Origin of the sequence: Candidatus Hamiltonella defensa 5AT (Acyrthosiphon pisum), from assembly GCF_000021705.1 — a bacterium.
GTDB lineage: Bacteria > Pseudomonadota > Gammaproteobacteria > Enterobacterales > Enterobacteriaceae > Hamiltonella > Hamiltonella defendens.
This window is the reverse complement of the sequence record NC_012751.1, coordinates 275,295-299,209: the sequence shown is the minus strand read 5'-3', so window position 1 is coordinate 299,209 and position 23,915 is coordinate 275,295. Positions and strand designations below refer to the sequence as shown.

The 23,915-nt window shown below is 42.7% G+C and carries 20 protein-coding genes and 1 pseudogene; 16 read left to right on the top strand and 5 right to left on the bottom strand.

What is annotated here, in order from left to right; translation table 11 throughout:
- Positions 1 to 312: 312 nt before the first annotated feature.
- Entirely contained in the window at positions 313 to 1,011 is a 699-nt protein-coding gene (locus HDEF_RS01515; RefSeq protein ID WP_044612236.1) for a hypothetical protein, read from the top strand.
- Positions 923 to 1,921: a hypothetical protein gene (locus tag HDEF_RS01510; RefSeq protein ID WP_012738017.1), complete on the top strand. Its 999-nt coding sequence runs from the start codon at positions 923 to 925 to the stop codon at positions 1,919 to 1,921. Before HDEF_RS01515 ends, HDEF_RS01510 begins: the two co-directional genes overlap by 89 nt.
- 85 nt (positions 1,922 to 2,006) lie before the next feature.
- On the opposite strand, the gene rhlE is transcribed toward HDEF_RS01510, so the two are convergent.
- The 4 genes and pseudogenes from rhlE to HDEF_RS01490 form a co-directional block, all read right to left on the bottom strand.
- Positions 2,007 to 3,251 carry an ATP-dependent RNA helicase RhlE gene (gene rhlE / locus HDEF_RS01505; RefSeq protein WP_012738016.1) on the bottom strand — a complete coding sequence of 415 codons (1,245 nt, stop codon included), beginning with the start codon at positions 3,249 to 3,251 and terminating at the stop codon, positions 2,007 to 2,009.
- A gap of 99 nt (positions 3,252 to 3,350) precedes the next feature.
- Positions 3,351 to 4,667: pseudogene (gene gltP / locus HDEF_RS01500) on the bottom strand (glutamate/aspartate:proton symporter GltP).
- A gap of 69 nt (positions 4,668 to 4,736) precedes the next feature.
- Complete coding sequence (serC, locus tag HDEF_RS01495; RefSeq protein ID WP_012738015.1) at positions 4,737 to 5,843, bottom strand: 3-phosphoserine/phosphohydroxythreonine transaminase; 1,107 nt, start codon at positions 5,841 to 5,843, stop codon at positions 4,737 to 4,739.
- Between the two features lie 76 nt (positions 5,844 to 5,919).
- A complete protein-coding gene (locus HDEF_RS01490; RefSeq protein WP_012738014.1) occupies positions 5,920 to 6,807 on the bottom strand; it encodes a DMT family transporter in 888 nt (295 codons plus the stop codon).
- Positions 6,808 to 7,067: 260 nt separating this feature from the next.
- Here HDEF_RS01490 and HDEF_RS01485 point away from each other — a divergent pair, with 260 nt between their 5' ends.
- From HDEF_RS01485 to HDEF_RS11085, 11 genes are all read left to right on the top strand, one after another.
- Positions 7,068 to 7,826: a hypothetical protein gene (locus tag HDEF_RS01485; protein ID WP_100096298.1), complete on the top strand. Its 759-nt coding sequence runs from the start codon at positions 7,068 to 7,070 to the stop codon at positions 7,824 to 7,826.
- 96 nt (positions 7,827 to 7,922) lie between these two features.
- Entirely contained in the window at positions 7,923 to 8,441 is a 519-nt protein-coding gene (locus HDEF_RS01480) for a CS1 type fimbrial major subunit (protein ID WP_100103869.1), read from the top strand.
- A gap of 88 nt (positions 8,442 to 8,529) precedes the next feature.
- A complete protein-coding gene (locus HDEF_RS12915) occupies positions 8,530 to 9,270 on the top strand; it encodes a hypothetical protein (protein WP_234809423.1) in 741 nt (246 codons plus the stop codon).
- A gap of 15 nt (positions 9,271 to 9,285) precedes the next feature.
- Positions 9,286 to 10,965 (top strand): TcfC E-set like domain-containing protein, encoded by a 1,680-nt coding sequence (locus tag HDEF_RS01475; RefSeq protein ID WP_234809422.1) that lies wholly within the window; start codon positions 9,286 to 9,288, stop codon positions 10,963 to 10,965.
- A 23-nt stretch (positions 10,966 to 10,988) separates the two neighbouring features.
- Positions 10,989 to 11,348, top strand: a complete 360-nt coding sequence (locus HDEF_RS01470; RefSeq protein WP_148206992.1) for a hypothetical protein — start codon at positions 10,989 to 10,991, stop codon at positions 11,346 to 11,348.
- Between the two features lie 50 nt (positions 11,349 to 11,398).
- Complete coding sequence (locus HDEF_RS01465) at positions 11,399 to 11,776, top strand: IS630 transposase-related protein (protein WP_012737971.1); 378 nt, start codon at positions 11,399 to 11,401, stop codon at positions 11,774 to 11,776.
- The gene (locus HDEF_RS01460) at positions 11,688 to 12,221 is read left to right on the top strand and encodes an IS630 family transposase (protein WP_086934965.1); all 534 of its coding nucleotides are present in this window, start codon (positions 11,688 to 11,690) and stop codon (positions 12,219 to 12,221) included. Before HDEF_RS01465 ends, HDEF_RS01460 begins: the two co-directional genes overlap by 89 nt.
- A 112-nt stretch (positions 12,222 to 12,333) precedes the next feature.
- Positions 12,334 to 13,062: a hypothetical protein gene (locus HDEF_RS01455; RefSeq protein ID WP_012738011.1), complete on the top strand. Its 729-nt coding sequence runs from the start codon at positions 12,334 to 12,336 to the stop codon at positions 13,060 to 13,062.
- Between the two features lie 236 nt (positions 13,063 to 13,298).
- Positions 13,299 to 13,958 carry a hypothetical protein gene (locus HDEF_RS01450; protein WP_044612233.1) on the top strand — a complete coding sequence of 220 codons (660 nt, stop codon included), beginning with the start codon at positions 13,299 to 13,301 and terminating at the stop codon, positions 13,956 to 13,958.
- Between the two features lie 52 nt (positions 13,959 to 14,010).
- Positions 14,011 to 14,172, top strand: coding sequence for a hypothetical protein (locus tag HDEF_RS12380; RefSeq protein WP_158533932.1), 162 nt, complete (start codon positions 14,011 to 14,013; stop codon positions 14,170 to 14,172).
- Entirely contained in the window at positions 14,169 to 16,313 is a 2,145-nt protein-coding gene (locus tag HDEF_RS11085; RefSeq protein ID WP_012738008.1) for an autotransporter family protein, read from the top strand. The genes HDEF_RS12380 and HDEF_RS11085 overlap by 4 nt, the downstream gene beginning before the upstream one ends.
- Before the next feature lie 91 nt (positions 16,314 to 16,404).
- Here HDEF_RS11085 and bioA read toward each other — a convergent pair whose 3' ends face one another.
- Positions 16,405 to 17,706: an adenosylmethionine--8-amino-7-oxononanoate transaminase gene (gene bioA / locus HDEF_RS01440; RefSeq protein WP_012738007.1), complete on the bottom strand. Its 1,302-nt coding sequence runs from the start codon at positions 17,704 to 17,706 to the stop codon at positions 16,405 to 16,407.
- 552 nt (positions 17,707 to 18,258) lie between these two features.
- On the opposite strand from bioA, the gene HDEF_RS01435 reads away from it, so the two are divergent.
- Genes HDEF_RS01435 through HDEF_RS01425 form a run of 3 tightly spaced genes read left to right on the top strand, consistent with a single transcriptional unit; the run spans position 18,259 to position 23,874 of the window.
- Positions 18,259 to 20,385 carry a peptidase domain-containing ABC transporter gene (locus HDEF_RS01435; RefSeq protein ID WP_171770492.1) on the top strand — a complete coding sequence of 709 codons (2,127 nt, stop codon included), beginning with the start codon at positions 18,259 to 18,261 and terminating at the stop codon, positions 20,383 to 20,385.
- Positions 20,382 to 21,758 (top strand): HlyD family type I secretion periplasmic adaptor subunit, encoded by a 1,377-nt coding sequence (locus tag HDEF_RS01430; RefSeq protein WP_012738005.1) that lies wholly within the window; start codon positions 20,382 to 20,384, stop codon positions 21,756 to 21,758. The genes HDEF_RS01435 and HDEF_RS01430 overlap by 4 nt, the downstream gene beginning before the upstream one ends.
- 1 nt (position 21,759) lies before the next feature.
- Positions 21,760 to 23,874, top strand: a complete 2,115-nt coding sequence (locus HDEF_RS01425; RefSeq protein ID WP_012738004.1) for a type I secretion system permease/ATPase — start codon at positions 21,760 to 21,762, stop codon at positions 23,872 to 23,874.
- Positions 23,875 to 23,915 lie beyond the last annotated feature (41 nt).

Below are 23,915 nucleotides of genomic sequence, written 5' to 3'. Positions count from 1 at the left end.
ATATGAAGAAAAATGAGAAAAATATTTTCTGATTGAATGGGCCGCCGATTTTTTTATTTGGTCCAATTTTTGCTTTTTTTTTTAAATGCACTACTCTTTTTACTCAAAGTAAATTTACTTTATATAAAAATAAACCTAACTATTTATATTAAATTAATTATTTAATATCACTTTGCATTAAATAAAAAAATAAAATTAATAATTTGTTTTTATATTCAAAGCAATTTCATTTTTATGGAATGATTTTATAAAAAGTAAACACTTAATGTTTCTTCACAACTGAAAACTTCAATCAAAATAAGGATCGAGACTATGCTTAAAAAAGTAAAACTCATTAATGACGAGGTATCTTTTCAGAATGAATATCCGGAATTTAATTCAAAGTGGAGTGAAAATTTTGCCAGGAAGGCAGTAGTGAGCAGTTTAGATCCTGTTACAAATCTTCTGATGAAAGAAGAAGAAAAATTTTTTAATGATAATAATGATCAACCACAACGTAAAATAACAGAGTGGTTTTACAGAAAAAATTCCAAAGGAAATGAGCGTCTTTATCAAAAAAAAATCACTCTTTTAAAAGAAAATGGAGAAATAAAGGATTCCGCGATTTTTGATAAAAACGGCAATAAAATAACCACTTTTATCGAACCCTCTTTGAATCCTGATAAATCTTCTGCACATCACCTACTGGATAATCAAGGTGTTGCCGTCAGTAATGCAAATGCAAATACAGTTATTGAAGATTTGATTGCGCCTCTGAGTTTGCGCCATAAGAATATGACCTTAATTTTATTTGATTTACTCAAAGCCTTAATGCAGGAGCAACCAGATGATATAAAGGTCTCTTTTGGGAAGTATCTGATGAAATTATTGGAACCATCGGCTAATAAAGCCCCTGTAGTAAAAAAAGAACCTCATCAAGACAATGCTCAGGCTGGGTCTGAGGCAGGAGCAGCCGAGGAAACCTTCTACAAAAGCCAATACAGAACCCCATCAAGACAATGCTCAGGTTGAGCCTGAAGCAGAAGCCACCGAGGAAACCTCTGCAAAAGCCAATACAGAACCCCATCAAGACAATGCTCAGGTTGAGCCTGAAGTAGAAGCCGCCGAGGAAACCTCTGCAAAAGCCAATACAGAACCCCATCAAGACAATGCTCAGGTTGGGTCTGAGGCAGGAGCAGCCGAGGAAACCTCTGCAAAAGCCAACACAGAACCCCATCAAGACAATGCTCAGGTTGAGCCTGAAGCAGAAGCCGCCGAGGAAACCTCTGCAAAAGCCAATACAGAACCCGATCAAGACAATGCTCAGGCTGGGTCTGAGGCAGGAGCAGCCGAGGAAACCTCTGCAAAAGCCAACACAGAACCCCATCAAGACAATGCTCAGGTTGAGCCTGAAGCAGGAGCAGCCGAGGAAACCTCTGCAAAAGCCAACACAGAACCCCATCAAGACAATGCTCAGGTTGAGCCTGAAGCAGAAGCCGCCGAGGAAACCTCTGCAAAAGCCAATACAGAACCCCATCAAGACAATGCTCAGGCTGGGTCTGAGGCAGAAGCCGCCGCCAATGTAGCAGCCAAAGAATCTCAAGTCCCATCTTCAGTAACAGAAAGCATCAATCAACAGAGAGATCATACGCGACCAGTTCGATCAGTTTCAGGACAGGTAATTCAAGCCCTTCAAAAAAATTTATTGATTCAGTCATCTCCATTATTTCAATTGATGACCTCAAACATTGAAATAATGAGCGAGATTATTGAACCGTTACTAAATAGAAATAGCGCCGGTGCCAATCAGAGTTTAGAAGAGGCAATGTCATCTTTCTCTGGCAATTGTTCAGTAAAGGCAATATCAATCCCTATCAACCATACCAAGCAGATTGAAGAGACAAATATTGTCAAATTACCTGCAGTCACTGCCACGATGTAGGTTTTTTCTGTCATAAAATAGCTCATAGATTTATCTATGAGCTATAAGGCTTACTATTACATATCAAAATCATTGAAATTTTATTTCAATGATTTTTTTCTTTTGTATTGCCAATTCTGTTGACGCTCTGCCTACCCTCCCTCTTTCCTCTATTTTGACGACGCTGTTGAATAGGCTCTGCTTTGATACGCAGATCAGGTTCATAGCCAGAAACAGCCATACGAGGTATCTCACGTTTCAAGAGCCGCTCAATGTCTTTGAGTAATTTATCTTCATCAACACAAACCAGTGAAATGGCCTCTCCAGCGTGCTGAGCTCTTCCAGTTCGACCAATACGGTGCACATAATCTTCTGGAATATGGGGAAGATCATAATTAACGACATAAGGGAGTTGATCGATATCTAAACCACGAGCGGCGATGTCGGTCGCGACCAATACTGTGATTTTACCTTCCTTAAAATCGGCTAATGCACGGGTACGGGCCCCTTGACTTTTATTGCCATGAATCGCGGCAGCGGTAATACCATCTTTGTTAAGCTGTTCAGAAAGATGATTAGCCCCATGTTTTGTTCGATTAAAGACCAATACCTGTTGCCAATTTCCACGGCCTATCATATGAGATAACAGCGCTCTTTTACGATTTTTATCCACAAAATGCACATATTGAGAAATTTGCTGAGCAGTAGTATTACAAGGGGCCACTTCTACAAAAGCGGGATGAGTTAATAATTTCGTTGATAATGATTTTATTTCATTAGAAAAAGTGGCAGAGAAAAGTAAACTTTGCCGTTTCTTTGGCAGTTTTGCCAAAATTCGGCGGATATCATGAATAAAGCCCATATCTAACATGCGGTCTGCTTCATCTAATACCAAAATTTCAATTTGAGAAAGAGCCAGTGCATTTTGGTGTTCCAAGTCGAGTAACCGCCCTGGTGTCGCGATTAAAATATCAACTCCGCCTCGTAATTTCATCGTCTGAGGATTAATACTCACCCCGCCAAAAACGGCCAGTGAACGTAATTGAAGGTATTGACTGTAATCAGATACATTTTGAGCAATCTGAGCGGCCAGTTCACGGGTGGGCGTTAAAATCAGAGCACGTATCTGGCGGCGGCCTTTCACGAGAGCGGTGTTCTGACTTAATAACTGTAATAAAGGCAAAGTAAAAGCGGCCGTTTTTCCTGTGCCTGTCTGTGCGCTTGCCATTAAATCACGTTTAGCCAAAATCAGGGGTATGGCCTGGCGTTGTATTGGCGTGGGGGCAGAGTAATTGTGCTCTGACACGGCTCGCAGGATATCAGCATTTAAGCCGAGAGAATGGAATGACATATAAAAAAAGCTCCAGATTTTTGACGGGATCTCTAGTATCAGTTGGGAAGCACTCTAATAGCATTTCATCCCCGGGAAGAATAGTTAACATCGCTATGTTTACTTTTTTTGACAATGAGAAGACGTTTTAATGAAAAAAGTACGTTCGTATTCTAATGCTTTATTGTGATCAAATTGCCCTTCCCATTTGGCGATCACCAAAACCGCTAAAGCATTCCCCACGACGTTCAACGCGGTACGAGCCATATCCAGAATGCGATCTACTCCAGCAATAAAAGCCAAACCTTCGAGCGGGATACCCACACTCCCTAAAGTGGCTAATAACACCACAAAAGAAACTCCAGGCACGCCTGCAATTCCTTTCGACGTCACCATCATGGTTAACACCAGAATAATTTCCTGATTCAAAGAAAGCTCAATACCGTACAACTGGGCAATAAAGATGGCCGCGATACTTTGATACAAAGTAGAGCCGTCCAGATTAAACGAATATCCTGTTGGCACAACAAAACTACTGATCGCTTTAGGTGCACCATAGGCCTCCATTTTTTCCATTATTTTAACCAGTACTGTTTCTGAGCTGGAAGTCGAATAAGCCAGTATCAGCTCGTCTTTTAAAATACGGATTAAAGTCTAGATCCGCAAATGACACAATCTTGCAACGATGCCAAACACCACCAAACCAAAGAAAAGGAGGGCACCATAAACTAAAATGATTAATTTACTTAATGGGATTAAAGAGGTAAACCCGAAGTGAATGACCGTCACCGAAATAAGACAAAACACACCTATAGGGGCATAACGCATAATCATGTAAGTGACTTTAAACATGGTATCTGAAATAGATTGAAACACTTGAAGCAACGGCTTTTGAGTTTTTTCGGGTAAGGATGACAGACCCAAACCAAATAAAACTGAAAAAAAGATAACGGGCAACATATCCCCATTTGCCATGGAAGCAAATATATTCGATGGAATTAAAGATAAAATGGTGTTCGCTAAACTGTGAGAGGAATGTTGTACGTTCGCCATGGTTTTTTTGTATTGAGAGATATCGATCACAGCCAGTGATGACATGTCAATGCCATCACCTGGATGAAAAATATTCGTCAAAGTAATACCGAGAAAAATGGCTAAGGTGGTGATGATTTCAAAATAAATAATGGTTTTGAGACCAATGCGGCCTAATTTTTTTGCATCACCCACCCCTGCAATGCCGACAACTAAAGTTGAAACCACGATAGGCAAAACTATCATTTTAATCAAACGGATAAAAATCTCTCCTGCTGGGCTGAGGATATTTTTAATTATCCAATCCTTTGCTTCTATATTTTGGTGAAGCACCGCCCCTACGACTATTCCCAAAACTAATGCAATCAAAATTTGCCATGCCAGACTGATGTTGATATTTTTTATCATGAATATGCCCCTCAAAAATGATTTGATAGAAAACATATAAAATTGACTTTAGCCAATCGAAAAAAATTAACCATAACGCCGGGCAAACTCAACCATAAACTCCGTTAACTTTTGGACGCCCTCTACAGGCATGGCATTGTAAATAGAAGCTCGCATTCCTGTTGCTGCTCTGTGGCCTTTTAAACCTTCTAATCCTCTTTTTTTAGCTTCGCTTAAAAACAACTCATCTAATCTTGGGGTAGATGTCGATAATGAAAAAGGGACATTCATCAATGAACGGTGAGTAGGCGCAACCTGATTGAGGTAAAATTCATTCTCATCGATGGTGGAATAGAGCAATTGGGCCTTCTCGCGATTACGTTTTTGTATTTCAATCAGCCCGCCCTGATCTTTGAGCCACTTAAATACCAAGCCAGAGAGGTACCAAGCAAAAGTCGGCGGGGTGTTAAACATAGACTGAGTGTCTGCAAGAACCTGATAATTGAGAATGGAGGGAGTGTGTTGGTGGGCTTTTCCTAAAAGATCGTCACGAACAATCACCACGGTCAAGCCAGCGGGCCCGATATTTTTTTGAGCTCCGGCATAAATCACCCCATAACGGTCCACATCAATAGGGCAAGATAAAATAGAAGAAGAAAAATCAGCCACCACATCTTTATGATGAGAGAAAATCGGGGGGGCATGAATGGCAATACCTTCTATGGTTTCATTAGGGCAGTAATGAACATAAGCGGCATCCTCACTTAATTGCCACTCACTTATGGGTTTGATGGATTGAAAAAAAACGCCACTGATTGGCTTACGAACACTGGCATCAATGATATTCGGGACGCCATATTTTTTTGCTTCCAGAATGGCACTTTTTGACCAATATCCTCCAGTGATATAGTCCGCGGTTTTTTTTTCACCTAATAAATTCATAGGAACCGCTGCAAATTGACCTCTGGCACCTCCCTGGCAAAAAAGCACTTTATAATTTGAGGGGATATTCAACAGATCTTTGAGATCCTGCTCTGATTCTTTTGCTATTTTTTGAAAAAATTCACTTCGATGACTGATTTCCATCACCGATATTCCTTTCTTTTTTCTTTCAGCCAGCTCCTGTTCTGCTTGAAATACGACTTCTGCGGGCAGCATGGCAGGACCCGCACTAAAATTATAAATCAGAGGCATTAATGTTTCCCTTTTTATTTTTGATTCATTGATTTCTTTTGATTAAGAATGGATTCTGTCTCGCCCTTTACTGATCTCAATGTATTTTTAAGTGTTTTTTAGGAATCAACGTTAACAAAATACCGAAAATCAATGGGACCACAGAAATCATGGAGCGATTAGAAAGTGTATGCCCATACACCAGATTTTCAAAACTGAGCGCAATTAAAGGAAAGATCAAAAAGGCAATAGAGGCTTGAAAGACACCGGCTTTTTGTTGAAGCGCAAAGTAACACAAAATACCAAAAATACCCGCAAAAGGCCCCAAATAAATCACCGCCCATAGAGAAGCCATAGAGAAATATTGAACATGCGGTTTCTCAGCGTACCATCCCAAAATAGATAAAATCACACCTGCTCCTAAACAAGGGAGGGCATTGAAAGTCACGACTGCAACCTGACAGGCGCGTTTTTTACACTGTGCATACATGCAAGCATGCATAATAACGGCTAAAACAAGGCTTAAAATACCGAATAAATTGCTTTGAGCCTCTGTTTGAGATTCTTGAAATAAGATATATGACAAGGCGGTCACTGAGAGGGTTAATCCCACTATTTGTAAAAAATGCGCTTTTTCTTTCAAAAAAAACAGGGAAGCCACTAAAACGGCCACAGGCATATTTGCAAACATAATCGAAGCCAGGCCTGAGCCCACGAATTGTTCACCATAGATGGTTAATGTGAAGGGAATAGCGAAATAAAACAGACACACAATGACTTGAAACCCTCTTTGGCCCGAAGGAAATAAAAGCGGTGTTTTTGTGGCCCAGGCAATATAAAGCAAAACAGGGGCCGCGCATAAAAACCGCAGCCCTGTTGCAAATATAGGAGGGATGGTATCAACAGCTATTTTCATTGCCATCCAAGTGGTTCCCCAAGTGAAGGTCACCAACGTAAATAGCATGAACACAATCAATTTGCGCATAATCATATTCCACAAAAATGAAAACAGGTTCACCATCGCCGACGATAGATAAACCGTACACCCCCCAAAATCAATATTTTTTAATCATTAATAAATATTAATCATAAAAAAGATATCAATGAATAATTTTAATAAATGATATTAAAAATTAAAGCGTAGTCACAACAAGTCATTTTTAAATCCATTACGATCCCTTTCTGGTTATCTAGTATTCATTTTACCTTTTCCCTGAAAAAAAGGGTCAGATATATGAGGATATGATGGGCCGTTTTAAACAGGTTTTAATGATGACCCTTTCTGGATTTTGCTTTTTCGGTCAAACCCTATTTGTGTCCGCTACCGCGGGGATCTCGATTGGCGCTATGTACGATGTGCTCAATTCAGAAACACAAAGCATGAGCAAGCGAATTTATAATAGCGGAGATTCAACCGCATTTGTCCGTGTTGAACTGCTCGAAATTCACCCCGGCGACAAAAATACCTCTCAAGAAATACCACTCAAAGAAGTCACGGGAAACGTCCTCGAAAAAAACAGACTGATTGTCACGCCTTTACGCCTCATTATTCCGCCTGGCGGGTTTCAGGCCGTGCGTATTTTGTGGCCAGGCGATAGAACAACCGAAAGATATTTTCGTATCAGGTTTATCCCCGTTGCACCTAAGGCTGACGACGATTTTGGACTCGATAAAAAAGCGCTGGAAAAACACAGTCAAGAGATGAAGGCGGGGGTCAATATTTTAGCCGGATATGGCAGCATTCTCATTGTTCAGCCTGATAAGCCTGTTTTTAACTCTGTGATCAATGCGGACTCCCCTAAGGTGATCACCATCCAGAATAACGGAAATACTACCATTTCTCTCAATAAAATTCGTGAATGCAAAAATGCAAATACAGGCTGTGGTCCTTATAGCCGTCGGTTTGTTTTGCCAGGCAGAACATACTCTATGAATAAAAAATCGGGATATCAAACGAATTTCACTCTCATTGAGGGGAATAACCAGCGGAAATTCAGTGATTAACGCGGGTCAGTAGCGGCTGTGTTATCAACAAAAACGCAGCCATATTTATGTCACATCATCGCTATTAAGCGATTGAATTAAGGAAATATGCATTTTATGCAACCGTTAAAAAAAACCCATTTGTGTGTTTTAAAAAAATATTTGGCCGTGGCGGCGTTATCCTGCGCAGCGAGTGTGATCTCAGTGAAATCTATAGCGGCCAAACAAGATCTGGATATTAAGTTAACTGCAGAAGTTCCAGAGAAAGAGTTCAAACTTGAGAACAAAGAGATTCCGCTAACAATGAGGGCAGATAAAACGAATGAAGTATTTAAAGGAGAAGCTTCTATCAAATATTTAAACGCTGAGAAGGTTCAGAGTTTAAAAGTGGCAATTGTTAATAATCCACAATTGAGTCTTGGTCAGACTGAAAGTATTGGTATAAAAAGTGTTTTGATTGATGATAAAGAATTAGTGAATAGTTTGGAGGGAGTCGAGTTCACTCGAGATAATCTGACTAATTTTCATGAAAAACGGATTCCTTTAAAAATTACCTCTGAATCTTATAAAGAAGTACCAGAAGGTAAGTATGAAGGAACTGTGACTTTGCAATTTGATGCAACTATCTCATCATAAAACCCGCGAAGCAAACTGAAGTTCAGGATACTGAATTCGTCATCATTCGCTCCCACGGAGGCCGCCAAGATCTTTTGGCGGCTGATTCATGAAAAAATATTTATCTGTTCTATTGACCATCACCCCTCTTTTCGCCCCTGCACAAGAAATGACACTGGCCTCTCATATGCGCGGGTTGCCTGACGATTTCAAGCGGTATTTTTATGACTCCGAGCTGATTGTGCAGGTTTATCTCAATGATACGGCGCTTTTTGATGCGGCGATTTCGTTGAAAGAAAATGGTGAAATTCGACTCATTCGTATTGTTGATACATCTTATCAGGCTGATGACGTTGATCCCGAGATTAAGGCGCGCTGGGCTGACGTTCTAAAGCAGGGGGTGTCTGTGGGTCAATGCACCCAAAATTGCCCTTCTGGGTTGATGGCGGTGGAATACCGCCTGGATAATTCTGTGCTGAAACTGTACACCTCGCAGTATGAAAAAGGCCAGGTCAACACTGATTTTATCTCTCTGCCCAAAGACATGCCTGGCGGGGTGATGATGTATAACACGGTGTCTGCTAGGGGCACATCCCATAAAGAACGCAGCTGGGGGATCAACTCCACCCTAAAATCCTCGTTTGCCGGCTGGAGCCAGAACGCTTCCTTTTATTCTTCCGGTACGGGAGAGGGTCATCATCGAAAAAGCAGCTCAAGCCTGTATCAACTTTTCTCTCAAAAAGAGCTTCAAGGCAGTTTTGTTCGTTTAGGATTATTCACACCCAGCTCAGATACCAGTAACGTCCAGACATCAGGTTTTGGCGATCACTCGGTGGTCGGTGCCATGTGAGGCACCTCCGATACATTGCTCATCCGCCAGGACAGTGTCAGTGCATTTCCGGTTTATATCACCGGGCGCAATCAATCCATTGCCGAAGTCTGGCAAAACGAGAGACTCATCTATACCCAACAGCTTCAATCTGGCATACAAGCACTGGACACCCGTCAGCTGCCCAATGGTATCTACGATATCACGATCAAAATTATTGAAAATGGCCAAACGGTGGACACTCAAAAAGCGCAGATTTACAAGCCCCAGGGCTGGAATGATCCAGACAAACGCTGGCGTCTCAACTTCTGGGGAGGACAACGAAGAACATTCGGCACCAGCTGGCATCACAAACAAAACAATAATCCTTTTACGGTGGGTGGTGAAGTCGATATCCTGGCACATCCCCGGGCGATTGTCGGTTTAAGCGGGGCTCTGGCAGAAAAGGAGACCCAGGTCGGCACGCGGGCGAACATCACGATCTCTGAGAATGACCGGTTATTTACCCAGTACACGCTGAGCAATACTCAGGAACACTTAAGCAAAAATACCACTATTCATTATTACCGCAAAATTCCCATCGGCTCAGCGGGCCTATACTGGCGATCAACGAACAAAAAATATCATGATCAGAAAACACGATCTCGCGAGCGTCAACATACCTGGGGGACGAATTTGTCTCTGAGACTGCCCTGGTCAACGTCACTCATGCTCAGCGCGGAATATGTAGATAGAATTCAAAATAAGGGATTCGGTGCTGATATCTCTCTCAGCAAATCGACCCAGATATCAGGCCATAATACGAATTTCAGACTCAGTGGGTATCACAGACCGGGCTTTGACAAAAAAGAGCGTGACCAAGGCGTTTCATTTGGCGTCAGTGTTGCGCTTGCGCCGGCTAACCGTCACAGAATTTCAGCCGAGACAGGTTTAAATCAACATCAGAATTACTCCAGCCTGAAATATCAATGGGAACCGGGTGATGATGATAATCCCATTCGCACACTGGGCGCCGGTGTTTCACAGAGCTCGAGAAATACCATCATCAGCACAAATGGGGCAATCGAAGCACGTTACCTGAGCGGAAATGTCTATACGCAACATCATATACAAGGCAGTTCCCATACTGTGGGCGGTAATTTGAGCCAGTTATTCGTGCTGGGCGGCGGCAAGGTAGGCGCTGCTAACGGCAATAACAGAATCGAGTCAGCGCTTATTGTAGATGTCGATGCAGATGATGACAGTACCAGCATTCTAGCTTCTGGAAATATGGGCGAAAAACGTTTGTTCAAGGGCAAAAATATTGTGCCAATCCAGTTATGGGAAAAGAACAACATCCAGTTTACGGCCAGAGGGGGCGAAGGTGTGCAGGTTTTCCCTGAGCATCATAGCGTGCAAATGAATCGCGGAAGCGTGAAGTACCTTAAAGTAAAAGCCATGAAAACCTTCACGTTGGTCGGCATGTTGAAAGACGAGCAAGGAAACTTGCTCAAGAATCGATACGTGAGCAGCGATGTGGCCGGTGCGATGATCAATGCCGACGGCGTATTGACCCTTGATTCTGGGGTATCGAATCGCTTACTGACCGTTACAGAAAAAGAAGGGCGCCCTAAGATGCAATGTGCTCTGCCTTCAGAGATGGACAAGAAAAAACAAATTCACTTTATCAACACTGTCTTGTGCAGAGCAGTCAGTGTAGGAGAAGAAAAATCATGAGGTTAATATTTAGGGTGCTCTCAATGAGCATCTTATTGCTTGCCGTGAACATGGCAGCGAGGGCAAATGAAGTGACACTTTATTATGAGTGGGATGCTGAAAATCAAAACGGTCTTACATTCATTGAGGAGAGACAAGGAGTTGATTCTTTTAATATACCAAATTTTATACAGACTGGTGTCAATGGATCGGGAGATCCTCCGAGGCAGTTTGTATCATCAGCACTACAATTGAAACTGACTCCCAATGTTAATACTCAAAAGTCAAATATTGATTTGAAATCCATTCCCCCAAAAACAGTGACATTAAAATTACAAAATCGTTCTTTGCAAACAATAAATTTGATGTTTCATCTAAATACATTAGATTTCAGATATAGCTAAGCGATTTAATTTTAGTTACAATATAAAGAACTAATTAGCATGAGGTCACTATGAGTTATTCAGTGGATTTTCGTCAAAAAGTCCTGAGTATTCGAGAGAAAGAAGGACTGAGCATCAGAGCAACGGCGAAGCGTTTTCACGTAGGTACAGATACTCTCAGGCGTTGGCTCAAGCGAATAGAACCGAAACCCTCGGGTCCGCGTCGAGGCAAGATGGATAAAGAGGCGTTTATCAAAGATGTGGCAGAGTATCCAGATAGCTATCAACGGGAACGGGCGGCCCGTTTCGGGGTGTGCCCCAAAGCCATCTGGCAAGCATTGAAAAGATGGGGTCTGACCTATAAAAAAAACTCTGCGTCATCCCAAGGCAAACGAAGAGGCACGACAGGGGTTCCAGGAAAAAATCGCGGGGTATCAAAAGCAGGGTAAATCTCTGGTTTATCTCGATGAGAGCGGCTTTGCTCACGATATGCCCCGCCTCTACGGATACGCTACACGAGGTCAACGCTGTTTTGGGACTCACGATTGGCAGGCTAAGGGCCGCACTAACGTCATTGGTGCCTTATTAGGGGTCACTCTCATCGCGGTGGGCCTCTTTAACTGCTCCATTAACAGCGATGTTTTTTATGCCTGGGTCACTCAGCTGCTCCTACCCGCTCTTCCTCATCCGTGCGTGATGATGATGGATAACGCTTCTTTCCACAAGCGAAAAGATATTCAACACGCCATTCTCAACGCCGGTCATTCTATTGAATATTTGCCTCCTTATTCGCCCGAGTTCAACCCTATTGAGCACACATGGGCTCAAGCTAAAAGAAAAAGAAGAGAACTTCAATGCGACATCAATACCTTGTTTTCAGAACATATTATGTAACTATTCTTATGTCGTTTAGCTATATCAACCATCGACAGAAAATAATCTTAAAAATATAAATTACGAAGAATCCTTCTGCGAAGGAGTAACCGATACAGAACCATATCTTGGCGTGATTGAAAAAAGATATTTAATAAACTTGAAAAACGGGAATAATTGTAAATTTGAAATTAATGATCTCAATCAATCTGATCAAATTGCAATAGGTTTTGCTTATCAAATATTTTTGAATAACAATAATCTATTAAAAATTCACTCAGGAAGATACGAAGGAGAAGTGAGTTATTCGATTGACAATATTGTTAACACACATTCAAATTTCAGCAAAAACATAGACCATTTTACAATTAAGTTTGTTTTAAATGTGAAGCATCATCTGAAGGTTCACCTCACAGGTCATTCAAAGGTGCAACTGGAGCCATGTGCTCAAGCAGGCAACTGTAGAGCAGCCACGATCAATCAAAATTGGCAAAACTGGCACCAAAATCGATACCCCCTGACCGGTAAAACCCGGTTTTCTTTATCAAGTTCCGGGCCTTTTAAAGTTTATCTGGAATGTGAATATGAATCTCAAAGTGGATGTGCTATCGAAAGCAAAAAAAACCAAACATTGGTTCCGGTTCAAACGCGTCTGGGGCTGCCTGATTTTGCTGTTCCAGAAAATAAATTGCTTCAAACAAAAAATCATGTTGATGATATTATTTTCCCTCCGGATGTTAATAATCAACAAGGAGATATAAATTTTTCAGTCACTTCGGACAATGTGGAAACAATGCTAAAAAACGCGCCAGATAATTACAGTGGAAGAGTCACGGTTGTGTTTGATACTGAATTCAATTAAATCCCATCAAACTGAGCAAGCACAGTGCCGCAGATCATGGCCCTTGTGCCTTGCTTCTGTCAGTAAACGTTCCAACTCTCAACACCGGGCCCACAGTGCCATCCTGTTTACTCTGCTGGTCATCAAGAATTTGATTTTTTTGTAAAAGCCTGTTTACTTATTGATTGGGGAAATAAATCAGTCTGTATGACGCGACATCCCTCACGAGCCCATCCCTTCCAATAGAGTGAAAAACGATGCGATACAAAAAAATCACACTGCACACCCTCAGGCTGTCTGTGCTGACGATGTTGATACACAGTGGAGCCGGTGTTTCAGAAACAACGGTGTTTGATGGAGTAACCCATGAGTTGAATGAACAGGCTTACCTTGAGGGGATAGAGGCAAGGAATAAAGCTCAGGTGAATAATCGACCAGTACAACCTCTATCCCTGTCTGGCGGTGGAAGTAAAAAAACCGCGGTGAAAACCAGCGGAGTGGGCACCTCTGTGATGCTGAAAGGCACTGAAAAGCAAAAAATTACAGTGGACACCCAGGCCGCAGGCAGTTCTTATGGTCTTTGGGCGATAGACGACTCCACCCTGACACTCAGGCATATGGAGATAACGTTGAAGGGTGCCAACGACTGGGCGGTCGCTGTGGAAAAAGGGGCAAAAGTCGATATCGGGAACAGCACCCTCAGCGGCATAAAAAAGAATTTTTATGGTCTTTGGGCGAAAGGAAAAGAGACAGAGGTCACGGGTCATCAACTGAAGATAAATTCACGAAATGGAGATGGGGGTAGAGCGGTCACTTCTTACAGTGCCAGGATAACGCTCAAAGACAGCACCATCAGCAGTCAAGGAGAAAACTCTCGAGGTATTCTCACATTCGAGGCTGCCAGGGTGACAGGGTGACAGGGTGACAGGGTGACAGGGTGACAGGGTGACAGGGTGACAGGGTGACAGGGTGACAGGACATCATCTGGACATCAACGTAGAGGGTCAAGGTGCCAGAGCTATAAGCGCTGAAGAAGATTCAACGATGGATATCAAAGACAGCACCATCAGCAGTCAAGGAGAAAACTCTCGAGGTATTCTCACATTCGAGGCTGCCAGGGTGACAGGGTGACAGGACATCATCTGGACATCAACGTAGAGGGTCAAGGTGCCAGAGCTATAAGCGCTGAAGAAGATTCAACGATGGATATCAAAGACAGCACCGTTAGCAGTCACGGGGAAAATTCTTTTGGTATTGTCGCATTGAGGCGTACCAAGGTGACAGGCCATCATCTGGGCATCAAGGTAGAGGGTCAAGGTGCCAGAGCTATCAGTGCTAAACACAATTCCACAGTGGATATCCAGGACAGCACCGTTAGCAGTCACGGGGACAACGCTCGTGGTATTGTTGCATTCGAGAATGCCAATATCACTCTCAACAATAGCACCCTGAGCAGTATCGGGGAAAACGCTATTGGTATTGTCGCATTTAGGACTGCCAAGGTGACAGGAAATGATTTGGACATCAAGGTAGGGGGGCAAGGTACCAGCGCTATATTTCCTAACCAAAATTCAACGCTTCATCTTCATGACAGCCATATTCAAACCCTGGACAAAAACGCCGCGATTCTTGCTTTTGACACAGGAGCAACAGACACGACAGTGACCATGACGGGCGGGTCTCTCCATGCCGCAGGTGACCTGATTCTGTCTGCCGGCGGAAAAACGAACCTGGTTTTCAGCAGGGTCGTTATCTCCCCGCCGGGCAGTGGACATGCCATTCATTTTACCGGGACAGGGGGAGAAGTCGATTTAACGTTGAACCAGACAGCCCTCTACGGGAACATTATGGCGGAGGGTGAGAATAAAGCCAGAGTGACCCTGGACTCTGGCAGTACCTGGTCGTTTACCAACAATGCTACTGTAACAAACTTGAAAAATGCAGGACAGATGGTCTTTGAACCCCCTCATGACACCCCTTCGTTTTCTACCCTCACGACAGACCATTACGAGGGCGATTCCGGTAAAATCCTGTTTTACGCCCGCCTGGAAGGCGACGATTCGCCGGCGAATAAATTGATTATCAATGAATCCTCCAAAGGCACCACCCGTGTGACAGTGCGTAATGTGGGTGGGAAAGGGGGCGCCACCAAAGGCGGCATTCGACTGATTGAAGCCAAAGAGGGCACTGACGGCACCTTTGTTCAGGACGGCCCTATCGTGGCCGGCTCTTATCAATACTCTCTACAAAAAGGCAATCAAGAAAACCCAAACGATTGGTATCTGGTGTCCTCATGGTTTGCCCGGCCTGAGAGTTTGAGTTATGCGAATAATCTTCGGGCAGCCAATACGATGTTTCACATGACGTTACATGAACGCTTGGGTGAAACCCAGTATACCGAGGCCCTGTCAGAGGACAGCCCTGTCCCTGGGATGTGGATAAGGGCGTCAGGAGGTCATCATACCTCTTCCCTGTCTGACAACGACGCGCAATCTCACCGTTATGTGATGATGCTCGGCGGAGACATCGCCCAGTGGTCTTCTGATGGCCTCAACCGTTACCATTTGGGCGTGATGGGCGGATATGGCCATGAGTACAGCAAAGCGCATCACCGTCATCATGGGATGTCGTCGCAAGGGAAGGTGCGGGGCTACAGTGCAGGGGGGTATGCCACCTGGTATCAACATCCCAAAGCGCCTTCGGGTTTTTACGTCGATACCTGGGCGCTGTATCACTGGCTCAAGAATGAGGTGACGCCTGAAGAGCGGCGTACGGAGTCTTACAAAAGCCGGGGGGTGACCGCGTCTGTGGAGGGGGGATATCTGTTGAAGGTAGGGGAATATGTTTCCCGCTCGGGAATACTGCACAGTTTTTGGGTTGAGCCCAAAGCCCAGCTGACCTGGATGGACGTCAAGCCGGAGAACCACACTGACCAGAACGGCACCCGGGTGACGGGTCAAGGGAATTACCTGCAGAGTCGGCTGGGTTTACGGGCGCATCTGCTGGGGCACAGTCCGAAGGATGAAGGAAAACAACGGGAGTTTGAACCCTTTATTGAAGCCAACTGGATTTATCAACCCAAGCCGACGGCCATCAGGATGGACGACAGAAAGTATGAGATTCAAGGGGCGCGTCACCTCGGTGAATTCAAAATGGGCGTGGACGCAAAAATCAGTTCGCGTTTACATCTATGGGGCCATGTGGCGCACCAAATAGGCAAAAAAAGCTACAGAGATACTCGAGGGGCGGTGGGCGTTAAATATCATTTTTGAAGGATGGCCGTAAACAAACCTTATCTGCCTGTCACACATGAGACAGGCTTGGGATGGCAATATGTCTGTTTGTTTTAAATGAATTATTTTTTTAATTTTGTCTATTAAAAATAACATGTGCCATAGCTTGAGTTAATTGCGTGAGCTGTTCTGGGCGAATAATATAAGGGGGCATCACATAAATCAGTTTTCCAAAAGGCCGGATCCACACTCCCTGCGCAACAAATTCACGTTGTAATGAGGCCACATCCACTGCTTTTTTCATTTCTATCACCCCTATCGCGCCTAACACCCGTACATCCAAAACGGTAGGATGCGCGGATAAAGGAGATAATTCTGCCCAAAGCTGATGCTCGATGGCTTTCACCTGAGGTTGCCATTCATGACGCGCCAAGATTGCCAGATTTGCATTTGCAACCGCACAGGCCAATGGATTCGCCATAAAAGTAGGGCCGTGCATAAAACAGCCTGCTTTTCCTTTGCTGATCGTATTGGCTAGCTCTCTGGTACATAAAGTGGCTGATAGGGTGAGATATCCTCCTGTCAGCGCTTTCCCTAAACATAAGATATCCGGCGCGATGGCCGCATAATTGCACGCAAATAACCGGCCTGTTCGGCCAAATCCTGTGGCTATTTCATCGGCTATTAATAAAATTTGATGCCTCTCACACAGAGCACTGACTTCACGCAAAAAAGCGGGATGATAAATACGCATGCCCCCCGCGCCTTGTACAATCGGCTCCAGGATAACCGCCGCAATATCCGTATTATTTGTTTCTATGAGTTGTGAAAATGATTGAATTTCTTCGTTATTCCAAGGTGCGTCAAAAAAATGACCCTCTGAAAACTGATAGGCAGGAGGGGCAGGCGCAAATAAATTTTTTGCCACATATCCCTGATAAAGCGCCTGCATAGAATTTTCAGGATCACAAACAGAAAGGGCGCCAAAGGTATCTCCATGATAGCCCTGACGAAAGCTCAAGATTTTTGATCGACGCTCTCCTTTGGCGTGCCAATATTGCAACGCCATCTTTAACGCCACTTCGACTGACACAGATCCAGAATCTGCGAGAAAAACACAATCCAGGGGATCGGGTGTCAGAGCGATTAATTGTCGACATAGATCAATGGCCGGCGAATGGGTGATCCCACCAAACATGACGTGAGACATTTTTTCTATTTGCTGATGAAGCGCCTGGTTCAGCTCCCGACAGTTATAGCCGTGAATAGCCGCCCACCACGAAGACATCCCATCGATTAAACGTCGCCCATCTGCCAGTATGAGCTCAACGCCCTGAGCGCTTTTCACGGGATAGCAGGGCAAAGGATCGATCATGCGGGTATAGGGATGCCAGATATGATGGCGATCAAAATCCAGATCATCTTGCTTCATCAAAAATGATTTTCTCTTTATCTGATTTTTGCGCTAAAAAAACGCCATATTCGATATTCTCGATATCAGGCAATTCATCATAAAAATAAATTAAAAATGTAAATGTATTTTAAAACAACCTCAGTATATTTTTGATTGAATTTTTTTACATCTATATTCATAATATTGTGGTTTAAATTTAGTTTTTATTTCAAATATTAATAATTCTTATTTTTTAATTATTCACAATTCGAATATTAATTTATAAAAATCAAGCAAAAATTTTTAAGATCTTTTCTCGCTTTATTTTTTAACGTTTCTTTAATAAAAACAATTATTGATAATCCATGTGATCATTTTTTAAGTTAAGAGTAATTAATATAGGAAATAAATTCTTGGATAAATGGATTTTGAAGAAATTAAAAAATGAATAGGTGTTTTCTTAAATCCGCCTTTTTTCCCTTCGTATTTCTATCAAATCTTATGTACAAATATATTTGTTGATAATTTAAGCAAGAATGATTCATTTTTCGTAATAAATAAAAAATTTTTTAGGAGCAATCGACTTTGGTTATTGAAAATCATCTTTTATCAGCTCTGGTTTGTTCTGCGCGTTTATTAAACCTGGCTGGATTGCATCCGATCAGTATTGAAAAATTTCGCAATAGTTGCCTTTTTAATGATGAAGATCGAGTGACTCAAGAACAGTTAAAAAGGAACTTAAACCAGTTTGGAAAGCTTTCTTCCGCGAAATTTCATTTGCGTTCATTAACATTAGACAAATTAAAACCCCAACACTTACCTTTGGCGTTCCGTGATAAAACGGGCCAGTTTGTGATATTAGCGGGCATAAATCAACAACAAGCTTTATTACAATACTCTAATACACAAAAACCGGAAATCATCAATAGATCGGAATTAGACAATCTATGGGGCGGCCTTTGTTTGTTCTGCAAGCAATCCCGTTTTGATATTCGTTGGTTTATTCCTGTTTTTCTTCGGCATCGTCGCCAATTAACCCAGGTATTATTGGTATCTTTGATGTTGCAATTATTAGCGCTGGTTGCGCCTCTGTTTTTTCAGGTGGTGATGGATAAAGTATTGGTTCACAACGCATTGGCAACGCTTGATGTGCTTGTTATCACTTTAGTGGTGGTTGGGGTCTTTGAAGTGGTGCTCAAAAGTTTACGGGAATATTTATTTGCCCACACGACCACTCGGGTCGATATTCAACTGGGGGGGAAATTATTTCATCATTTGATTCATCTGCCTTTAAGTTACTTCAAACAACGCCACGTGGGGAATATTGTCGCCCGAGTACGCGAGCTCGACAGCATTCGTGAATTTATTACCGGTTCTGCTTTGACTTTATCAGTGGATGTTGTTTTTTCCGTCGTTCTTTTTACGGTGATGTGGTTTATTTCCCCTTATCTCACGCTGATTGCCTTAGCGTCTTTACCCTGTTTTGTTGTTTTGGCGTTCATGACCACAAAACCTTTACAAAAAAAAGTAGAAACACTGGCTTGCTGTGCGGCCCAAAATGGGTCTTTTTTAACGGAAACTGTAGCAGGCGTTGAAACCCTGAAAAGCTTGGCGTTAGAGCCCCGAATGCAACATCGTTGGGAGGAGCAAACATGCGATTTTGCTAAAGCGAATTTTGATGTACAGAATGTACAAAATTTCAGTACTCAAACAGCCCAGCTGTTACAAAAATTGACCACGACCTCAGTGATTGTGTTTGGGGCTTACGAGGTCATGGGGATTCATCTGAGTATTGGTCAATTGATCGCCTTTCATATGTTATTGGTTCAAGCCATGTTACCGATGACGAAACTGGTAGATTTGTGGCAACAAAGCATCCGTGCTCAAGTGGGATTGTCTTTATTGGCAGATATATTGACTTTACCTATGGAGAATAGTGGGTCTGGTTTTAAACCTAAAAAACCTCTTGAAGGGGCAATCAGTCTTCATAAAGTCATTTTTCGTTATCGTCCTGATCTTCCTCCCGTACTACGTGAATTGACATTACGAATTTCTTCAGGGGAGCATATTGGATTAGTTGGGCCTTCTGGATCAGGCAAAAGCACGATAGCTCGTCTGATACAACGCCTTTATACAGCCGAACAAGGGGAGATCTTAATAGACGGAAAAAATGTTAATCAGTTCGACGCTCATGCTTTAAGACGTCAGGTCGGAGTGGTGATGCAGGAAAATTACTTATTTAATCGCACCGTACGAGAAAATATTGCCCATGCTTTTCCTACAGCGCCTTTGGAACAGGTGGTTAAGGCCGCGTGTCTGGCAGGTGCGGATGAATTTATTCTGGCTTTACCTCTAGGATATGACACTGTTTTATCTGAAGGGGGATCTTCTCTTTCAGGAGGGCAACGTCAACGTATTGCCATCGCACGTGCGTTGTTATCGGATCCCAAAATACTGATTTTTGATGAAGCCACCAGCGCATTAGATGACGATTCTCAAAGTCAAATCATGAAAAATATGGCAGAGATTGTGGCTAGCCGAACGGTGATCACCATTGCACATCGTTTATCTACAGTCCGTCATTGTGATCGGATTGCCGTTATTGAAGGAGGCGTGCTGACAGAATTAGCATCACATGATGAATTATTAGCCTTTAAGGGAAGCTACTACCGTTTATGGCAACAACAAATTAACTTTAGCACTGAGGAAATGAAATGAAATTTTTGCAGGCCTTTTATCAAAAAATGATGAAATGGCGCGAGAAAGAAAAGAAAGTACAACTCACTCGGGATGAATATGATTTTTTACCCGCTTATTTAGAAATCATTGAACGCCCTGCAGCACCTTGGGCTCGTCGTACTGCCTGGTTAATTTTAGGATTTTTATTGTTGGTATTGCTTTGGTCGATTATCGGAAAACTGGACATTCATGCCACTGCTTTAGGTAAAGTTATCGTGTCTGATCGTACTAAAGTGATCCAATCTCTTGACCCCGGTACGGTCATTGCCATCAATGTACGAGATGGCCAAAAAGTGAAAGCGGGGCAAGTTTTGCTTGAGCTTAATCCGGTTGGAATTGATACTGAAGTACTGAAAGTGAGTGAACAACTTGCTCATCGTAGCCTGGAAAAAGCCCGGTTAACGGCCCTGCTCACTTCAGCTCCATTATCCCATTTTTCCCCTCCTGCAGATACAGAAGAGTTAATTGAAGCCAGCCGTGCTTTACTGCAACGAGAGTTTGATGAGGTGAACGCCGAGTTAGAACGTCAAGATATGAAAATAGCGGTCAATCAAACGAATGATGAATCAGTGCAAGAACAAATATCGAATCAAAAAACGCTGATTCAAAATATTGAACAACGTTTAAAAGCCCTTCGTACACTGGCAAAAACGCAGTCTATCGCAAAAATAGATCTCTTGGAAAAAGAGAAAGAATGGTTGAACGGGAAGGCACTTTTAAGTGAAATGCAAGGAAAACAAAAAATTTTGCTTTCAGAAAAGCAAAGTTATTTACAAGAAAAACAGCGTTATATGGCAGAAAAAAAACGCGATTATCGTGAACGCCTTAACAAAGTTCAGGAAAACATCAGTCAACTAAAACAAGAAAAAATTAAATTAATGGATAGGCAGCGTTTACAAATGTTGAGATTGCCTATTGATGGTGTGGTGCAAGAACTTTCTGTACATACATTAGAGGGGGTGGTCTCTTCGGCACAAAAATTAATGTCCATCGTACCAGAAGATACTCATCTGGAAATTGAAGCCATGGTATTAAATAAGGATGTCGGGTTTGTATTACCCGGGCAAACAGTGGAAGTGAAGGTGGATAGTTTTCCTTATACTCGTTACGGCACTTTAAAAGGAGAAGTCAAACATGTTTCTTTGGATGCAGTGGAAGACCAAAAGCAGGGGCTTATTTTCCCTACTCGTATTAAATTAATGGATGATACCTTGAAAGTGGATGGTCAATTAGTACGCCTATCTGCGGGTATGTCGGTCAACGCTGAAATTAAAACGGGTAAGCGTCGCGTGATTGATTATTTACTCAGCCCTCTACAGCAGTATCAATCTGAAGCGATGAGGGAACGTTAAAATGGCCAACCACAAAAAGTCCAGCGTTCCTTCTTTACTGGCGCTTGCAAGGGGAGCCGCTTGCTTTGATTTAGCAATAGAGTCTGCCCAGTTAGAACATAAGTTGGGTTTGCCGATAGAGAAAATAGACGACATCGCTCTTTGTCGATGCGCAAATTGGATTGGACTTCGAGCACGTAGAATTAAACAACCTGTCGCTCGATTAAACACAATGCCTTTACCTGTTTTATTTTCAGAGGGGGGAAATTGGTATTTATTATTAAATCTGAACGAAACTCATGCCGTCGTTTACTCTCCTCTTTCTGATAACGAGGGGAGTATCTCTCGTGAGCAGCTCAATCAGTTATGGTCAGGGAAAGCCATCTTATTGGCAAAAGCAGAAAAGCCAGCCAAGAAGGCAGCTTTTGGTTTTGGCTGGTTTTTACCTTTGATTCTGAAACACGGTAGGCAGTTACGCAATATTGTTGTTATTTCTCTATTATTACAGGCCATACTTTTGGTGACTCCTATGCTGTTTGAAACAGTCATTGATAAGGTGTTGGTCAGTCGTGGTATAGATAGCCTGATCGTATTAGGTATGGCGATGATAGGATTGGCTATTGCTGAACCTATTTATACTTTTTTGCGAGGCTGGCTATTTTCAAATCTTTCTACTCGAGTTGGAGCTGAGCTTAACACCCGTCTTTATCGTCATCTGATGAGTTTACCTTTAAACTATTTCAGCAGCAGACAAACGGGGCAAATTATTGCCAGGGTCCGTGAGATGGAGCAAATTAGAAGCTTCCTGACAGGATCAGCCTTAACCATGTTATTGGATTTATTTTTTGTCAGCACCTTTATTGCAGTCATGTTTTATTACAGCGTCAAGTTGACTTCAATTGTATTGATATCCTTGTGCTGTTACCTGGTATTTTGGCTGTGTGTGGGGAAAATTTTACAAAAAAGAGTCGAACGTGAATATGAAGAGAGTGCCAATGCCACTTCTTTTTTAACCGAGGTGATCACGGGTCTTGAAACCATTAAAACCACGACAACAGAAAAACAATTCAACCGTCAGTGGCAACAATATTTAGCGAATTTTGTTCGTTCGGCTTTCAATACCAAACAAGTGGGTAATTTAGCAGGCCAGGGCATTAGTTTAATTTATAAAATAACCTCCGCTTTATTACTTTGGTATGGTGTTCAGCTCGCGTTAGAAGGCAAATTGTCCCCTGGTGAGTTAGTCGCATTTAATATGTTTTCGGGTTACGTCACCCAGCCCATATTACGTTTAGCCCAAATTTGGCAAGATTTGCAACATACAAAAATTGCATTAAAGAGAATTGGCACCATTTTAGATAGCCCAAGTGAACCCGGTAATTCAGGTTTGGTTTCATCTGCTCAGAGTGCAGGTCGTATCGCTTTTAAACAGGTTCGTTTTCGATATTCTCAGGACACACCAGAGATACTACAAAATTTGAATATATCCATAAAAAGTGGTGAATTTGTTGGAATAACAGGGCCTTCTGGTTCTGGGAAATCTACCCTGACCAAGTTATTGCAACGTTTATACACACCACAAAGCGGTCAAATTTTAGTCGATGGACAAGACCTGGCAATCACAGATCCAACCGCTTTACGCCGCAGAATGAGTGTGGTTTTACAAGAAAGCATCTTATTTTCTGGGACAATACAGGAGAATATCTGTCAGTGTCGACCTAATGCTGATATGGAAGAAGTAGAAAAAGTCGCCCGTTTGGCCGGCGCTCATGATTTTATCATGGGCTTAGCTCAGGGGTATGAAACACAGGTGGGTGAAAAAGGCGGCATGCTTTCTGGTGGGCAACGGCAACGGATTGCGTTGGCAAGAGCATTAATGGCGGATCCTCAAATTTTAATTTTAGATGAAGCGACCAGTGCCCTAGATTATGAATCAGAGGCGGCTATTATGCGTCAACTGCCTGAAATTACTCGCAATCGTACCGTTATTTGTATTGCCCACCGTCTCAATACCTTACGGGGTTGTGATCGTATTTTGTTGCTAAAAGAAGGGGTTGTTCACGAGGAAGGCACTCACAGCGAACTGGTGGAACAATCCGGCCATTATGCGCGTTTATGGGCGCTACAAACCACTTAATCGCTTTTTTTATTTCTTTTAAGATAAACAGAACCCTCTTG

What these genes read in the sequence shown, in the direction of transcription:
- HDEF_RS01485 (WP_100096298.1), top strand. Translation starts at nt 7,068, where the DNA reads ATGGGCCGTTTTAAACAGGTTTTAATGATGACCCTTTCTGGATTTTGC.
- HDEF_RS12915 (WP_234809423.1), top strand. Translation starts at nt 8,530, where the DNA reads ATGAAAAAATATTTATCTGTTCTATTGACCATCACCCCTCTTTTCGCC.
- HDEF_RS01510 (WP_012738017.1), top strand. Translation starts at nt 923, where the DNA reads ATGCTCAGGCTGGGTCTGAGGCAGGAGCAGCCGAGGAAACCTTCTACA.
- HDEF_RS01430 (WP_012738005.1), top strand. Translation starts at nt 20,382, where the DNA reads ATGAAATTTTTGCAGGCCTTTTATCAAAAAATGATGAAATGGCGCGAG.
- HDEF_RS01425 (WP_012738004.1), top strand. Translation starts at nt 21,760, where the DNA reads ATGGCCAACCACAAAAAGTCCAGCGTTCCTTCTTTACTGGCGCTTGCA.
- HDEF_RS01490 (WP_012738014.1), bottom strand. Translation starts at nt 6,807, where the DNA reads ATGCGCAAATTGATTGTGTTCATGCTATTTACGTTGGTGACCTTCACT.
- HDEF_RS01450 (WP_044612233.1), top strand. Translation starts at nt 13,299, where the DNA reads ATGCGATACAAAAAAATCACACTGCACACCCTCAGGCTGTCTGTGCTG.
- HDEF_RS01480 (WP_100103869.1), top strand. Translation starts at nt 7,923, where the DNA reads ATGCAACCGTTAAAAAAAACCCATTTGTGTGTTTTAAAAAAATATTTG.
- HDEF_RS01470 (WP_148206992.1), top strand. Translation starts at nt 10,989, where the DNA reads ATGAGCATCTTATTGCTTGCCGTGAACATGGCAGCGAGGGCAAATGAA.
- rhlE (WP_012738016.1), bottom strand. Translation starts at nt 3,251, where the DNA reads ATGTCATTCCATTCTCTCGGCTTAAATGCTGATATCCTGCGAGCCGTG.
- serC (WP_012738015.1), bottom strand. Translation starts at nt 5,843, where the DNA reads ATGCCTCTGATTTATAATTTTAGTGCGGGTCCTGCCATGCTGCCCGCA.
- HDEF_RS01515 (WP_044612236.1), top strand. Translation starts at nt 313, where the DNA reads ATGCTTAAAAAAGTAAAACTCATTAATGACGAGGTATCTTTTCAGAAT.
- bioA (WP_012738007.1), bottom strand. Translation starts at nt 17,706, where the DNA reads ATGAAGCAAGATGATCTGGATTTTGATCGCCATCATATCTGGCATCCC.
- HDEF_RS01465 (WP_012737971.1), top strand. Translation starts at nt 11,399, where the DNA reads ATGAGTTATTCAGTGGATTTTCGTCAAAAAGTCCTGAGTATTCGAGAG.